The sequence below is a fragment of the Gordonia sp. GN26 genome (assembly GCF_054823965.1).
Map to the genome: position 1 here is coordinate 12893 of NZ_JSYC01000046.1, position 15098 is coordinate 27990.

General features: G+C 65.9%; 19 protein-coding genes. 2 read left to right on the forward strand and 17 right to left on the reverse strand.

What is annotated here, in order from left to right:
• Positions 1-91: 91 nt before the first annotated feature.
• Positions 92-904: an ABC transporter permease gene (locus tag OK17_RS11745; protein WP_461417545.1), complete on the reverse strand. Its 813-nt coding sequence runs from the start codon at positions 902-904 to the stop codon at positions 92-94.
• A 7-nt stretch (positions 905-911) separates the two neighbouring features.
• Positions 912-2327, reverse strand: coding sequence for an ATP-binding cassette domain-containing protein (locus OK17_RS11750; protein WP_461417557.1), 1416 nt, complete (start codon positions 2325-2327; stop codon positions 912-914).
• A gap of 376 nt (positions 2328-2703) precedes the next feature.
• On the opposite strand from OK17_RS11750, the gene OK17_RS11755 reads away from it, so the two are divergent.
• Positions 2704-3195 carry a phosphoribosyltransferase gene (locus OK17_RS11755; protein ID WP_461417546.1) on the forward strand — a complete coding sequence of 164 codons (492 nt, stop codon included), beginning with the start codon at positions 2704-2706 and terminating at the stop codon, positions 3193-3195.
• 21 nt (positions 3196-3216) lie between these two features.
• Here the strand turns inward: OK17_RS11755 and OK17_RS11760 are convergent, their stop codons facing one another.
• Positions 3217-4404 (reverse strand): WS/DGAT/MGAT family O-acyltransferase, encoded by a 1188-nt coding sequence (locus OK17_RS11760; protein ID WP_461417547.1) that lies wholly within the window; start codon positions 4402-4404, stop codon positions 3217-3219.
• Positions 4405-4772: 368 nt separating this feature from the next.
• Between OK17_RS11760 and OK17_RS11765 the strand changes: the two genes are divergently transcribed.
• Positions 4773-5192, forward strand: coding sequence for a GNAT family N-acetyltransferase (locus OK17_RS11765; RefSeq protein WP_461417548.1), 420 nt, complete (start codon positions 4773-4775; stop codon positions 5190-5192).
• Between the two features lie 9 nt (positions 5193-5201).
• Here OK17_RS11765 and OK17_RS11770 read toward each other — a convergent pair whose 3' ends face one another.
• From OK17_RS11770 to rplC, 14 genes are all read right to left on the reverse strand, one after another.
• Positions 5202-6359 carry a hypothetical protein gene (locus tag OK17_RS11770; protein WP_232718314.1) on the reverse strand — a complete coding sequence of 386 codons (1158 nt, stop codon included), beginning with the start codon at positions 6357-6359 and terminating at the stop codon, positions 5202-5204.
• On the reverse strand, positions 6356-7606 hold the full coding sequence (locus OK17_RS11775) for a sensor histidine kinase (protein ID WP_461417549.1): 1251 nt from the start codon (positions 7604-7606) through the stop codon (positions 6356-6358). Before OK17_RS11775 ends, OK17_RS11770 begins: the two co-directional genes overlap by 4 nt.
• Positions 7603-8700 (reverse strand): hypothetical protein, encoded by a 1098-nt coding sequence (locus OK17_RS11780; RefSeq protein ID WP_461417550.1) that lies wholly within the window; start codon positions 8698-8700, stop codon positions 7603-7605. Before OK17_RS11780 ends, OK17_RS11775 begins: the two co-directional genes overlap by 4 nt.
• The gene (locus OK17_RS11785) at positions 8697-9968 is read right to left on the reverse strand and encodes a sensor histidine kinase (RefSeq protein WP_461417551.1); all 1272 of its coding nucleotides are present in this window, start codon (positions 9966-9968) and stop codon (positions 8697-8699) included. Before OK17_RS11785 ends, OK17_RS11780 begins: the two co-directional genes overlap by 4 nt.
• 147 nt (positions 9969-10115) lie before the next feature.
• Complete coding sequence (rpsQ, locus tag OK17_RS11790) at positions 10116-10406, reverse strand: 30S ribosomal protein S17 (protein WP_005194649.1); 291 nt, start codon at positions 10404-10406, stop codon at positions 10116-10118.
• Positions 10403-10636, reverse strand: coding sequence for a 50S ribosomal protein L29 (gene rpmC / locus OK17_RS11795; protein WP_005194647.1), 234 nt, complete (start codon positions 10634-10636; stop codon positions 10403-10405). Before rpmC ends, rpsQ begins: the two co-directional genes overlap by 4 nt.
• A complete protein-coding gene (rplP, locus tag OK17_RS11800) occupies positions 10636-11052 on the reverse strand; it encodes a 50S ribosomal protein L16 (protein WP_004020548.1) in 417 nt (138 codons plus the stop codon). Before rplP ends, rpmC begins: the two co-directional genes overlap by 1 nt.
• A 3-nt stretch (positions 11053-11055) precedes the next feature.
• Positions 11056-11862: a 30S ribosomal protein S3 gene (gene rpsC, locus OK17_RS11805; protein ID WP_004020549.1), complete on the reverse strand. Its 807-nt coding sequence runs from the start codon at positions 11860-11862 to the stop codon at positions 11056-11058.
• Positions 11863-11864: 2 nt separating this feature from the next.
• Positions 11865-12275 carry a 50S ribosomal protein L22 gene (rplV, locus tag OK17_RS11810; RefSeq protein WP_005194644.1) on the reverse strand — a complete coding sequence of 137 codons (411 nt, stop codon included), beginning with the start codon at positions 12273-12275 and terminating at the stop codon, positions 11865-11867.
• The gene (rpsS, locus tag OK17_RS11815; RefSeq protein ID WP_004020551.1) at positions 12275-12556 is read right to left on the reverse strand and encodes a 30S ribosomal protein S19; all 282 of its coding nucleotides are present in this window, start codon (positions 12554-12556) and stop codon (positions 12275-12277) included. The genes rplV and rpsS overlap by 1 nt, the downstream gene beginning before the upstream one ends.
• A 17-nt stretch (positions 12557-12573) precedes the next feature.
• The gene (gene rplB / locus OK17_RS11820; protein ID WP_127962541.1) at positions 12574-13410 is read right to left on the reverse strand and encodes a 50S ribosomal protein L2; all 837 of its coding nucleotides are present in this window, start codon (positions 13408-13410) and stop codon (positions 12574-12576) included.
• 31 nt (positions 13411-13441) lie between these two features.
• Entirely contained in the window at positions 13442-13747 is a 306-nt protein-coding gene (gene rplW, locus OK17_RS11825; protein ID WP_005194638.1) for a 50S ribosomal protein L23, read from the reverse strand.
• A gap of 1 nt (position 13748) precedes the next feature.
• Complete coding sequence (gene rplD, locus OK17_RS11830) at positions 13749-14438, reverse strand: 50S ribosomal protein L4 (protein ID WP_006866075.1); 690 nt, start codon at positions 14436-14438, stop codon at positions 13749-13751.
• Complete coding sequence (gene rplC, locus OK17_RS11835; RefSeq protein ID WP_005194633.1) at positions 14438-15094, reverse strand: 50S ribosomal protein L3; 657 nt, start codon at positions 15092-15094, stop codon at positions 14438-14440. The genes rplD and rplC overlap by 1 nt, the downstream gene beginning before the upstream one ends.
• Between the last annotated feature and the right edge of the window lie 4 nt (positions 15095-15098).

A 15098-nucleotide genomic window follows, 5' to 3' on the forward strand; every position in this document is an offset into this window, starting at 1 on the left:
CCGGGCGCCGAGACCTGATCGCTCGACCCCTGAGGGCGCGACTCCGATGCCCGCAGACCTTGGCCCGCCTCGACGTCGGTAGGTGAGGTACTCACACGCGAACCTTCCGATTGCCGATGCCGAGGAGAACCACCGCGGCCGCGAACATCCCGAGGCACCACCACACCGTTGATTGGAGTATCTCCCACGTCAGGACACCGCTGTCGGACGCGCGCATGACGTTCACGAACTGGGAGATGGGCTGGTTGCGCACGAAGGGCTGAATCCACTCCGGGAACTGTGAGACCGGGACGAAACCGCTCGACATCATGCCCAGGATCAGAGTCGGGAGCATCAGGGCCTGGCTGGTGGCCTCCGGGCTCCCGGCGACCAGGCCGATGCCGTCGGCGAGCAGTGCAATCAGTAGTCCGACTACCAAGGCGGTCGCGTAGAGACCGATAGTCCCGGTGAGGCCACCCATCGGACGCCAGCCGATGACCGCACAGGCCACAGTCGCGCAGATCAATGAGACCACCAGCAATACGGCGTTCGCGCTGAGTCGCGCGAACATCGGGACAGCCGACGGCATCGGCAAGACACGAAACCGGGTGTTGATTCCGTCCGTGTCATCGAAGGCGGCGCGCATCGCGGCAGACGAGGCCGCGAAACCGACGGATTGGAGCACGATGATCGGCATCAGGAACTGACCGTAGTTGACGCCATAGGTGTCCATGACCGCGCTCAACGGCAGATAGAAACACACCGCGAGGAACACCGGTGAGACGAACGCGAATACGAACTCACCGTTGCGGAACACTTTCGAGATACCGCGCACGCTGAGCGCCCACCATTGTTGCATCGGCCGGGTTCGCGCTTCGGCGGGAGTGCGCAGGGACGACGGGGAACCGAGCATTGTCTCCGACATGACCGGACTACCCCCCGCCCGATTCGGGATCGGTCAGCGCCAGGAACACCTCATCCAGCGACGGGCGTCGCATCGCTACGTCAGATAGCTGAATCGACGCTTCGGTGGTGCGACGGATGACCTCGACGAGTGTTTCGGTCCCACGCGGGGCAGGAACCGAAACGGCGTGTTCATCAGTATGTGCCGCGCCACCCGCCATGAGGTCGGCCAACACCTCGAACAGCCTGGGCAGGTCGGCAGTGTGAGCGGGAGTGACCTCGCAATACGCCGCGCCGGTCGCCTCCTTGAGCTCGTCCGAAGTGCCTTGCGCGATGACCTGCCCTTTGTCTATGACCACGATGTTGTCCGACAACACGTCGGCCTCTTCGAGGTATTGCGTGGTGAGCAAGATCGTCACCCCCTCGTCGCGGAGCCGCCCGACCAGCGACCACACTTCAAGCCGGCTGCGGGGGTCGAGACCTGTGGTCGGCTCGTCGAGGAACACCACCTTCGGAGAGGTGACGAGGCCACACGCGATGTCGATACGCCGGCGCATACCGCCCGAGTATTGGCCCACCCGCTTCCCGGCGGCATCAGAAAGCCCGAAGGTGTCGAGCAACTCGTCGGCACGGGACTTTGCGGCGGATTTGGGGAGTCCGAGCAGGCGTCCGAACAGAATCAGGTTCTCGCGCCCCGTGAGTGACTCATCGAGCGCAGCAAACTGGCCGGTCAGCATGATCGACCGGCGCACGGCAGCCGAATCTGAGACGACATCGTGCCCGTTGACGGTTGCGGAGCCCCCGTCCGGTTTGAGAAGGGTGCACAGCATGTTCACCGTGGTCGTCTTGCCGGCACCATTCGGTCCGAGTAACGCGACGATGCTGCCCGCCGGAACGGAAAAGCTCACGTCCCGTACCGCGAGGGTGTCCTTGAAACTCTTCCGAAGGTTGTTGACCTCGATGGCAGGGATCCTCCCCGGCTCAGCCGATTTGGTGGCTCGGACACTATTCGATCTCACTTCGACGCCGTCGGTCGTCACCTGCATAGCGTCGCCCCGCAGCGCCGCGTCATCGACGCCACGTGCAGCGGCTGCTTCGATGAACGGTGCGTGAGCGGAGAGGTTTGTCGTTGGATTGCCCGAGTCATCGACGGTCGTCGCGGACACGGGATTCGTAGACCTGCTACTCAGGTCCGTGCTCGCCGGCTCGGACCCCGGTTCCGTCGGTGCCCTGTCTGCCCGGTCCACGTGTGACTCGGCATGTACATCACGCTCGCCGGCGGAATCGTTCGATCCGTTCGTCGGGGCGCCCATACGCTCATTCTCCAGACGCCACGCCCGCAACTTTGCCGCCACGTCGTCCGAGCCGTCCCGCGAGTCCTCGGGCTCGGTCCACTCCACAGTCGGGGTTCCCTCATCGGGCCGCCGATGCCGGGGTTGGTGCATGGCATCCGGGGATTGTTGACCACCGGCCACAGGCATCTCTTCCTTCAGTAGGTTCTTCGCGCCGCATTCGAGAATCGAACCGGACACACTCCAGCCTATCCATCGCGAGGCCGGTGACAACGCAGCGACAGCCGCTTGCACGGCCAGTCAAGTGCTTACCCTGCTGATCGTTCTTGGGTCGCCGTACATTAGCCAAGTCGAATGACAGTGTCTCAGGGCGTGCATCGTAGAGTCCATAACACTCTCGAGGTCATACCAATGCGTACCGATAACCGTTTGGTGCAGGAGCCTCGTCCTGCGGTCGAGGGCAACGATCGAGAGCGGAACGGCGACCAGTCGACCTGAGCTGCCCGCTACCTTTTGAGAGAGTGTCCCAATGACGAACCCTGACACCGACCGCGAGATCCTCACGTGGGAGCTCAACGGCACCGCCTGCCGCGAACTCGCGCGGCAGGTCGTCGACGACGGTTTCGTGCCCGACATCATCCTGGGCATCGCCCGCGGCGGCCTGATCCCGGCCGGCGCGATCGCCTACGCCCTTGACTGCAAGCTGATGATCTCGCTGAACGTCGAGTTCTACACCGGCGTCGGCGAGACTCTCTCGGAGCCGGTCATGCTGCCGTCGCTACTCGAGTCCAGCGGACTGTCCGATCAGCGGGTGCTGGTCGTCGACGATGTCGCCGACACCGGGAAGACCCTCAAGCTGGTCAACGACTTCTGCCAGGAGCAAGGCCGCGTCGCACAGGTACGCAACGCCGTTCTCTACAAGAAGCCACACACCATCACGGTGCCCGACTACACCTGGCGCACGACCGACAAGTGGATCAACTTCCCGTGGTCAGCAGAGGGTCCGATAATCCGTCGGTGAGCGTCCGGCGCGAACGCGGTGTCATGCGCCCAACATCAGGTCGACGAGGACGTCGGGGTGATCGATCGCGTGTGAGTTCCCGGATACGGACATCGCGACGGTGTCCCCGTATCCGATGGCCCGTACCGATAGGGCGGCGTTGTCACGGCCGACACCTCCACCACTCCAGAGACATTGCGCGCCGAGCAACTCGAGAGGTCCGCGGCGAACGTAGCTCGAGACGGACACCGGAGAAGCTTTCGGAGGGACGTCCCGCTGTACGAGCCGCGCGGGCAGAAGGTCGGCCACCTGCGTGGTCAGCTGGGCTTCAGACCCGCGCGCGAAGCGCCGCGCCTCCGCCATCGTCGTGCCGATCAAAGCCAGTTTCGTTTCGTCGTCCTTCTCTAACGCCGCGTCCACCTGCCTCAGCACTAGAGCATTACTGACGTTGGGCTCCCCACTCCGGCGAATGGAGAGGGGCACCTCGAAGCTGAGTTCGGAGACATCCAGTCCGAATCTGCGCCGATATCTGTCGATGCCGACCGCGGCCCGCCACACGGCGCTCGTCGTGACCGTTTCTCCCGGCACCTTGAATACATCCTTGCGCAGTGGTCGAACACGAATCCACCTGTCGAATGCGGCCTGCGGTTGCGTAATCACATTTGTCGCATTGTGAACGTGACCAGGCCCGGCCTTCGCCAGCCTGATCAAGGGTCGACACGCACGGACGATGTCCACCGGAATACCGGCCAATTCCCGAACGAAGTCAAGCTTGCGGACCCGGTCGACAGTTGCAACGGGGCCGATAGCCGTTCGTTCGCTACCGAACAAGCTCGCTGCGACCTCCGACCAAGCCATGCCGTCAGCAAGTGCATGGCTGTGCTGGGTGATAACCACTGCGCACGGCTTAACAGTTCCCGGCACCCCTGAGACGTGACGCGCGACAAACAATCGCCATGGGCGAGAATGAGGATCGATGTCGTCATCCACATGGTCTTGAAGCCAGGCGAGCACTCGGTCCCACGTCGGTGCCGAATCGAGTTCGAAGATCTTCTCGTCAGCACCCGTTGGATCGACCGTCCACCGGGGGTAGATCCAAGGCGATGGTGAGACGACCTTTACACCGAGCAGCGGTATCTCACTCGCCCGCTGTGCAAGAACGGTCCGGATTCGACCAAACGAAGGTAAGTCTTTTTCTCCATCGAACACATAAATACCGAATGGATTCATTGAACGAGAGTGTGCGAGAGATGCATCCAGAGCCGAGAGCGTCGCGGTACCTCTGGGCATATGTCAGAGTCCTTTCACACCTTGACGAGCAACAAGCGCGAAGCACACGGCGACCCCGTGTCACAACCAGCTCGCCTGCGGATTGTTTGGAACGAGGTCAAATACCATGTAGTTAGCGGCACTTATTGATTCCGTAAATTGTCTATCACATCGTCGCGGATCTGGCATTTCGCATCTGTCAAATTTCACGGAAACCGGAGTGAATCAGCTTTCATGGAAACCCGAGTGAATGATCGCAATGTGCCGCCGAGCCAGCGGCAACAGCAGATGGAACTCGTGCTCGTACAGGTCGTGGCAAGCTGGCACTCGTGACCCGAGATGAGGCCGGCGCGCAGAAGGCCGGCGCAGAAAAGCAGACCACCGACAAGACCGGTGCTGAGACATCGGTTCGGGACAACGCCTCGGCCCGTCGCTACGAGATCACCGTCGAGGGGACGGCCGACGGTGCCGTCGCGGGCTTCGCCGAGTACCGGGACCGCGCCGATGACTCAGGCGCGGTCACCGAACGGGTCTTCTTCCACACCGAGGTCGCCGAGGAGTTCGGTGGCCGGGGACTCGCGACGATCCTGGTTCGAGAGGCACTCGACGACGCCCGGTCGCGCGGGCTGGTCATCGTCGGGGTCTGCCCCCTCGTTGCGGCGTTCCTGAAGAAGCATCCGGAGTACGCCGATGCCGCGCGACCGGTCACGCGCGACGTCCTGGCCTGGCTCCGGGATCAGCAGCCCTGACGGATCGCCTCAAGCCGGGGCGACCGGACCTGGGGCGGTCCCCGAGGTGTCCACATCTCCCACCGGGGTGGCGTCCACGCTGACGCCGGAGTCCCGGTGGATCTCCACCCGGCGCATGCGGAGGCCGACGTCGACCACGATCGAGGCGAGCACGTCCCGTCCCGCCGGCAGGATGCGGGCGGTGACACTGCCGTGAGCGGCGGATGTCGACTCGACCGCGGTCAACTCTTCGACGAGCATCCGACGTGCGAGGCTCCCGGGCGAGGATTCGTCGTCGAGGTCGTCTGACGCGTAGTCGTCGAGGGCGCCGTCGTCGAGCAACCGGACGGAGACGCCGCGTCGGCGCACGGCCCACACCGACTCAGCCACCTCCGGCGCGTCCCAGCCGGGCGCGCGGATGGTGTCGCGGAGCTGCGCCTCCGTCAGGCGCACGTCGCGCGCCTCCTCGGGGCCGAACTCGTGTCCGCCGGCGATCTGCTCCAGGATCGGACGTGCGCCCGCGTCGAGACGCTCGAGCTGCCTTCTCCGTTCGTCGGCCGACGCCGCCGTCGCTGCCTCCTCCGCCGCCTGCGCGAACGCCTGCTCCCGAAGGCTGCGGAGGCGGTCGGGCATCGGGATCGCCATGAGCCCGAACAGTGTTGCCAGCACCAGGACGGGATAACAGAAGAGGGTGTTGCCGGCCCCGACCGCGTAGCCGATGCCGATCATCTGCCCGGTGACCGCAGCCAGCCCAGTGGCGCAGAACGCCCCCACCCACGCGAACAGAGGTCGCCGGTACAGCACCACCATGGCCAGGATGATCGTCAACGCCGAGCTCGCGGGCGTGGTCTGAAGGGTCAGGTACGTGTCGAGCGAGAGAGTCCAGAACGACATCGCGAGTCCGGCGACGGTCAGGACGGTCACCACCGCTGCGGTGCCCCACGGCAGCGTCGTCCGGCCGTAGCGCATGAGCAAAGACGTGGCCACCACGAACAGGACGAAACCCGCCGTCAGCGCGACCCAGGTGCCGACCGATCGGATCTGCCAACCGGCGCCGATGGTCACGGCCACGTAGATCAACGCGAAGACGAGGAGAGCTCTGACGAGCAGCGGCGAGCCGAGTCCGAAAAGATTTTCGGTCGTCGCGTCGAGGTCGATCGCTTCCTCGGGCATCGGATGCGAGTTCATGGCCGCCTCCATTCGACGGTGACGGCCGTGCCCTGGCCCGGCGCGCTCTCGATCTCCGCGCTGCCGCCCGGCAGACCGGCCATTCGCGCACGGATGCCGACCGCGATACCGAAGCGCCTCGGATCGACGACGGCGGGATCGAAGCCCACTCCGTCATCGACCACGGTCACCTTCACGAAGCCGCGCCCGAACTCGGCGGTGACCTCGCAGCGCGCGTCCGGGCCCGCATGCCGCACACAGTTCCGGGTGGCCTCGGCCACGCAGTCGACCACATCCTCCACGACCTGCGCCGGATAACCCACCCCGGGTGACGTGACGACGTGCGTGTACGAGGCGAACCCGCCCATCGAAGCGACGGTCTCCTCCAACCGCGAGTCGAAGGTCCGAGCCGTGACTTCTGACGGCGGTACGGTGCTGCGGTCGAGTTCGTCGATCGCCGATGCCGCCTGCTCCGCGAGCCGCGGGTCGGGTGGCCCCTCCCGAACGGCCAGGAGGGTGGCGATCACGTGGTCGTGGATCAAGGCGGCGAACCGGGAACGCTCCGCCTCCTGTGCCGCGCCGGCAGCGGCCCTCGCGGTCATCGAAAGGACTGCGGGGTGCCGCGCGTCGAGGGCACGCACGTTGCGCACCGCAGCCAAGGCCACGGCCAGGAACACCCCGGCAAGCGCCGCGGACAGCGGGACACTCAGCAACTCGACGGGACGGAGCTCCCCGTAGCGGGCGATCTGGTTGGCAGCGTGCACAGCAAAGGTGGCGACGACCAGGTTAGTCACGGCCAGGCCGGTGCGCAGCATGACGACCAGTCCGAAGCTCGGCACAGAGGGAAACTGCAACAGCCACACCGCCCAGCGGGCCTCCTCGTCCGGTTCACCGAGCCAGGCCGGGAACCACAGGAGCGTCGCAGCGAGATAACCCAATGCGCAGGCACAGACCAGTCCCAGCAGAGCTCGCGGAACGGTCAGGAAGGTCGAGGCCACCAAGAGAACGGCGGGCACGACCACCAGCAGAAAGCTCACCGGCGTCCACCAGGACGCCGCGAGGTCGGCTCGCATCACCGCGACCGGGATCATGACGGTGGCAAAGGCGAGGAGTCCGCTCCCGACGAACCTGCACCCGATCCGCTTCTGCCGGTCGAGGTCGGAGGGGTCCTCGCGGATACCGCGCCCCAGGCCTCGGCGAACGCGATCGACGACACGCGCCGCACGCACCGCACCCACGGTGCTGTGGGACCGTGTCGTCGTGCTCATCTGGACAACCGCCGGTCCGCCGAAGCCTCTTGAAGAGCCGCCCCCGCGGTCGTGAACTCGACCAGTTCCACCTGATCGTCGGTGTCGACCCCCACCGACGCCAGAGTGTTCCGACCCGGCGGGTGGATGCGAACGGTCACGCGACCGCTCTCCGCGTCGGCAAGGAGTTCGGCAACCGCGGCACCAAGCCGATCACGAGTCCGCGCGGCCTCCTCTTCGGCGAGGACGGACAGACCGCCGTCGTCGAGCAGCACCACCTTCACGCCCCGCTGCCGAGCACGCCACGCCGCGTCCCGGACCTCCGGCACGTCGAGATCCGATGCTCGGATGCCGTCGCGGAGCTGGGCTTCGATGAGGCGGGCGACGGCGACCTCCTCGGCACTGAACTCCTGTCGCTCGGCGATGCGGGTGAGAATCGGCCGGGCACGTTCGTCGAGCGCTGCCAGGCGCCGGCTCCGAACCTCGGCCGCCGCGGCCGCCGCAGCATCACGCGCCGCCTGCCGTTCGTTGGCCTCACGCAGCCCGTACAGTTGCCGGGCCATCGGCCGCAGCATGAGCGAGAACAACGAGCCCATGATCATGATCGCGTAGCCGGGCAGGGTCACCGCCAGACCCCACATCGCATCCCCGATCGCGACATGCCCCCACTCGGTCGCCACCAGCGAGATCACGATGCTCGCGCTCCACGCTGCCAGTGGTCGGCCGCGCACCGCGACGAAGGCGAGGACGATGACCGACGCACCAATGGACGGGCCGGTCTGCATGACATGCGTCAACGGGAACGGCAGCGAGAAAAGGGAGGCTGTCACCCCGGCGACTGCCAGCACTGCGATCAGCACCGTGGTCGGCACCGGCAACGGGTCGCCGGGCGCGTCGAGGATCAGGAATGCGCCGGCTGCGAAGAACAGGAAACCGGCGATGATCCCGACCCACTGCCACACCCCGGTCACATCCGCGTTGGCGTACACGGTGACGGCGAGATAACCGCAACCGAAGGCTCCCATCGTCACCCACAACGGACGCGAGCCGATGCCGAAGGCGTTGACGACCGCTCCCCGCTCCGCGTCCCGGTGGCGTGCCCGGTCCCCGATCACGACCGCTCCCACCCGATCTGGACGGTGGTCCCACGGCCCGGCCGACTGTGCACCTGCGCGTGGCCACCGGGCAGTCGGGACATCCGGCCGCGGATGCTGACCGCGATCCCGACCCGACCGGGGCCCACCGAGTCCGGATCGAAGCCGGTGCCGTTGTCGACGACCGCCATGCTCAGCACCTCCGGCGCGAGCTGCACGATCACCGCGCACTCGGCATCGGGCCCGGCGTGCCGGACGACGTTGCGCAGCGCCTCGGACATCGCCTCGACAACCGCCTGCACGACTTCCACGGGATAGTCGACGTGGTCCCACCGAGCGACCCTCGTACCGTCGGAGTCGGCCGCAGCGCCGAGGACCTGGACCTCGAATCGCTCGGAGACGTCGGCGGCGGCCGACCTGATCCGGCGGAGCGTCTCCGCTCGTGACACCAATTCGGCGTCGCCTTCGGTCGGCACGCGGACCAGTTCCTCGAGAGCGGAGCGGGCCTGTGCGGCGAGGCGGTGATCCGGTGTGCCCGGTTGCACCGCGAGCAGGGACGCGATCACCCGGTCGTGGACGATGGCGTCGAACCGTGCCTTCTCGACCTCGCGGGCCGCCTCCGCGGCGACATTCGCCGCGTTCCGGTAGGTCTCCTCACGGGTCTCGTCCAGATGCCGTCCGGTGCGGGCGGCCACGAGGACAACCGCGAGGAAGACCGCGGTGAACACGACCGACCACATGATCTCGAACACCAGATCCGAGGTGATCGCCCCGAACCGCCCGAGTTGCTGCGAGACATGCGAGACAACGGACGACACGACGAGACTGATCGCACCGAGCCTGGCATTGACGAGCATCAGCACCATGCTCGGCATTCCGCAGAACGCGATCATCCACTGCGCCACGTCTTCCGGGTCGGCCAGCGTGGTCCCGGTCCACGCCGGGAACCACAGCGCGATGGCCAACAGATAGCCACCCCAGGTGGCCAGGGCCAGGGGGCCGAGCCAGGACATGCCCCGGCGGAAGCTGAAGAGAATCAGGAGGATTCCGGGCCCGACGGACAGCAGGATGCTCAGCGGAACCCACCAGGAGGCGGTCACCGTGGCGGCGGAGGCGATCGCCGCGAACGAGACGATCGGGTAGCCGATGAAGCCGAGGCCGAGGAAGCGCGCGCCTATCCGGCGGACATGGTCGAGATCCGGCTCGGCCGAGTCGGATTCGAAGATCCGACGCACCCAAGCCGGATGTTCCGTCGGTTTGTCGGAGAGAGATGCATCGGTCGCGGCCATCAGGTCAACCCTCACATCCACCGGTGACGCGGTCAATCCATCGGGGGAACGAACGGGAACGGCGTACGCACCCCCGGCACGACAAACGGCCCGTCCCCCTCGAGAGGGGAACGGGCCGTTCGGGTGTCGATCTCGCTGGGAGTCGGCTTACTTGGCCTTCTCCAGCACCTCGACCAGACGCCAGTGCTTGGTCGCCGACAGCGGGCGGGTCTCCATGATCCGCACGCGGTCACCGACGCCGGCATCGCCGTTCTCGTCGTGTGCCTTGACCTTGCTCGTGGTCCGGATGATCTTCTTGTAGAGCGGGTGGCTCTTACGATCTTCCAGCTCGACCACGATGGTCTTCTGCATCTTGTCGCTGACCACGTAGCCGATCCGCTCCTTGCGGCGGTTACGCTCGGCAGCCTGGTTTTCGGTCACTTTCTGGTCCTCACTCATGCGTCTTCACCTTCCGGTCCCGACGCCAGGCCCAGCTCACGCTCACGCATGACGGTGTAGATACGTGCGATCTCGCGACGCACGGTGCGCAGACGGCGGTTGTTGTCGAGCTGGCCGGTGGCCATCTGGAAGCGAAGGTTGAAGAGCTCTTCCTTCGACTCCTTCAGGCGGTCGACCAGATCGGCGTCGTTGAGCTCGCGCAGCTCGTTCGCAGCAACTCCGAGAGACATCAGAACTGCTCCTCTCGTGTCACGATCCGGGTCTTGATGGGGAGCTTGTGCTGGGCGCGGCGCAGGGCCTCGCGAGCGATCTCCTCATTCGGGTAGGTCATCTCGAACAGCACGCGACCCGGCTTGACCGGGGCGACCCACCACTCGGGCGAACCCTTACCCGAACCCATGCGGGTTTCGGCCGGCTTCTTGGTGAGCGGGCGGTCCGGGAAGATGTTGATCCAGACCTTGCCGCCACGCTTGATGTGCCGGTTGATCGCGATACGAGCGGACTCGATCTGACGGTTCGTGATGTACGCGCCTTCCAGAGCCTGGATGCCGTAATCGCCGAACGTCACCTTGGTGCCGCCCTTGGCCTGCCCCTTGAGGCTGGGGTGATGCTGCTTGCGGTGCTTGACCCGACGTGGGATCAACATGGCCTAGCCCTCCTGCTTCTCAGCCGCACCAGCAGTGGCCTCGGCGGGAGCGGCCTCGGCCGCGCGAGCGGCGTCGGTGCTCGTCGCAGTGGTGCCCGAGGCACCGCTACGCCGGGGCCGGCTGGGCCGGCGCGGACGGCGATCCTCGGCTGCCGGAGCGGCCGCAGCCAGCTCGCGGCGTCCACCGACGATGTCGCCCTTGTAGATCCACACCTTCACACCGATACGGCCGAAGGTGGTCTTGGCTTCGTAGAGTCCGTAGTCGATGTCGGCGCGCAGCGTGTGCAGCGGCACGCGTCCCTCGCGGTAGAACTCACTGCGGCTCATCTCAGCGCCGCCCAGACGACCCGAGCACTGGACCCGGATGCCCTTCACGTTCGGCTGACGCATCGCCGACTGGATCGCCTTGCGCATCGCGCGGCGGAACGCCACACGGTTGCTCAGCTGCTCGGCGACGCCCTGGGCCACCAGCTGGGCCTCGGACTCTGCGTTCTTGACCTCGAGGATGTTCAGCTGGACCTGCTTACCGGTCAGCTTCTCCAGGTCGCCGCGGATGCGATCGGCCTCGGCGCCACGGCGACCGATGACGATGCCCGGACGCGCGGTGTGGATGTCGACGCGAACCCGGTCACGGGTGCGCTCGATCTCCACCTTCGCGATGCCTGCGCGCTCGAGCCCCGTGGAGAGGAGCTTGCGGATCGCGACATCTTCCTTGACGTAGTCCGCGTACTGCTTGTCGGCGTACCACCGCGACTTCCAGTCGGTGGTGATGCCCAGACGGAAGCCGTGCGGGTTGATTTTCTGGCCCACTACTAGGCTCCCTTCTTCTTCGGCTGACGCGAGCGGCCACGGCCGCCGGCTGCCTTCTCCGGCAGGCTCTCCACGACCACGGTGATGTGGCTGGTGCGCTTGCGGATACGGAATGCGCGGCCCTGGGCACGCGGCTGGAAGCGCTTGAGGGTCGGGCCCTCGTCGGCGAACGCGGTGGCGACGACCAGGGTCCGGCGATCCAGATCCAGGTTGTTCTCTGCGTTGGCGACAGCGCTGGCCAGCACCTTGTACACGGGCTCGGACGCCGACTGCGGGGCGAACCGCAGAATGTCCAGTGCCTCGTCCACGTTCTTGCCGCGGATGAGGTCCAGCACGCGGCGGGCCTTCATCGGCGTGACGCGCACGAACTTCGCGGTGGCCTTGGCGGTCGGATTATCGGTCTGCGTAGTCATCAGCGGCGCTTCGCTTTCCGGTCATCCTTGATGTGACCCTTGAAGGTGCGGGTGGGGGCGAACTCGCCCAGCTTGTGACCGACCATCGAGTCCGAGATGAACACCGGCACGTGCTTGCGTCCGTCATGGACGGCAAAGGTGTGACCGATGAAGTCGGGAATGATGGTCGAACGGCGGGACCAGGTCTTGATGACCTGCTTGGTGCCCTTTTCGTTCTGGACGTCCACCTTCTTCAGGAGGTGGTCGTCGACGAACGGGCCCTTCTTGAGGCTGCGTGGCATTCTCTTACCTCCTCCTGTTATCGCTTGTTCTTGCCGGTGCGACGGCGACGGACGATCAGCTTGTCGCTGGCCTTGTTCTTACGGGTGCGGCCCTCGGGCTTACCCCACGGCGAGACCGGGTGGCGACCACCGGAGGTCTTGCCCTCACCACCACCATGCGGGTGGTCAACCGGGTTCATGACGACACCGCGGACGGTCGGGCGCTTGCCCTTCCAGCGCATACGGCCGGCCTTGCCCCAGTTGATGTTGCTCTGCTCGGCGTTGCCCACCTCGCCGACGGTTGCGCGGCAGCGCACGTCGACACGACGGATCTCGCCGGAAGGCATACGCAGCGTGGCGTAGGAGCCTTCCTTGCCGAGCAGCTGGATCGACGCGCCAGCGCTACGTGCCATCTTGGCGCCACCGCCCGGGCGCAGCTCCACGGCGTGGACCTGGGTACCGGTCGGGATGTTGCGCAGCGGCAGGTTGTTGCCGGGCTTGATGTCGGCGGCCGGACCGCTCTCGACGATGTCGCCCTGCTTCAGGTTCTTCGGCGCGATGATGTAGCGCTTCTCGCCGTCGACGTAGTGCAACAGCGCGATGCGCGCGGTGCGGTTGGGGTCGTACTCGATGTGAGCGACCTTGGCGTTGATGCCGTCCTTGTCGTTACGACGGAAGTCGATCAGACGGTAGGCACGCTTGTGGCCGCCACCCTTGTGACGAGTGGTGATGCGGCCGTGAGCGTTACGGCCACCGCGCCCGTGGAGCGGACGCACCAGCGACTTCTCCGGATGGTCACGGGTGACCTCGGCGAAGTCGGAGCCGCTGGCCCCACGACGACCCGGGGTCGTCGGCTTGTACTTACGAATAGCCATGAGTATCTAGTCCTTCTCGCCGAAGTCCCGGTCAGCTGACCGAGCCTCCGAAGATCTCGATGGGCTTGCTGTCTGCGGTCAACGACACGATGGCGCGCTTGGTGGACTTGCGCTGGCCGTAGCCGGAGCGGGTCCGCTTGCGCTTGCCCTGTCGGTTCGCGGTGTTGACGCTGGCAACCTTCACACCGAAGATCTTCTCGATCGCGATCTTGATCTCGGTCTTGTTGGACTCCGGGTGCACCAGGAAGGTGTACACGTTGTCCTCCATGAGTCCATAGGACTTCTCGGAGATCACGGGCGCCAGGATGATGTCGCGCGGATCGGCAACGGTCGTCATGTCAGGCCTCCTCTGCTGTCTTCTCGACGGCAGCCTTGGCATCCGCCGTGTTCTGCTCGATGAAGGCATTGAGCGTCTCGACGCTGAACACAACCTCGTCCGAATCCAGGACGTCGTAGGTGTTGAGCTGATCGGGAGCGATCGGGAGCACGTTGTTCAGGTTCGCCACGCTCTTCCACGCCGTCAGGTCCTCGCGGCCGAGAACGACCAGGAACTTGCGACGATCGGAGAGGCTCTCCAGGAACTCGCGAGCCGCCTTGGTCGAGGGGGCCTGCCCCGCAACCAGTTCGGTGATCACGTGGATGCGCTCGTTGCGAGCGCGATCGCTCAGGGCACCGCGCAGGGCGGCGGCCTTCATCTTCTTGGGGGTGCGCTGGCTGTAGTCACGCGGCTGCGGGCCGTGGACGGTGCCACCACCGGTGAACTGCGGTGCACGGGTCGAACCCTGACGCGCACGGCCGGTGCCCTTCTGGCGGTAAGGCTTGGCGCCACCGCCGCGGACCTCGCCGCGGGTCTTGGTCGAGTGCGTGCCCTGGCGAGCCGCGGCCTGCTGGGCCACGACGACCTGGTGCATCAGCGCGATGTTGGCGGGAGCGTCGAAGAGCGCGGCCGGCAGGTCAACGGTTCCGTTGGTCTTGCCGTCGGCGGTCTTGACGTCCAGCGTCAACTTGGTCGTGGTCTCGGTGCTCACTACTTCGCACCACCCTTCACTGCGTCGCGGACCACCACGATGCCGCCCTTGCGACCCGGGATCGCTCCCTTGATCAGCAGCAGGCCGGCCTCGGCGTCCACCTTGTGGACGGTGAGGTTCTGCGTGGTCACCTTGTCGTTACCCATACGACCGGCCATCCGCATGCCCTTGAACACGCGGCCCGGGGTGGCGCAGCCACCGATCGAGCCCGGTGCGCGGTGCACGCGGTGAGCGCCGTGGCTGGCGCCCAGACCGGCGAAGCCGTGGCGCTTCATGACGCCGGCGAAACCCTTGCCCTTCGAGGTGCCCGTGACGTCGACCAGCGCGCCGTCGGCGAAGATCTCGGCGGTCAGTTCCTGGCCGATCTCGAACTCGCTGACGTCGTTGACGCGGATCTCGGCCAGGTGACGGCGCGGGGTGACCCCGGCCTTCTCGTACTGGCCGGCGACCGGCTTGGTCACCTTGCGGGGATCGATGGCACCGTAGGCGAGCTGGACGGCGGTGTAGCCGTCACGGTCCTGCGTACGGAGCTGGGTGATGACGTTCGGGCCGGCCTGGATGACCGTGACCGGAACGACGCGGTTGTTCTCGTCGAAAACCTGGGTCATGCCGAGCTTGGTGCCCAGGATGCCCTTGGATGAACTCTGGTTGCTCATGATT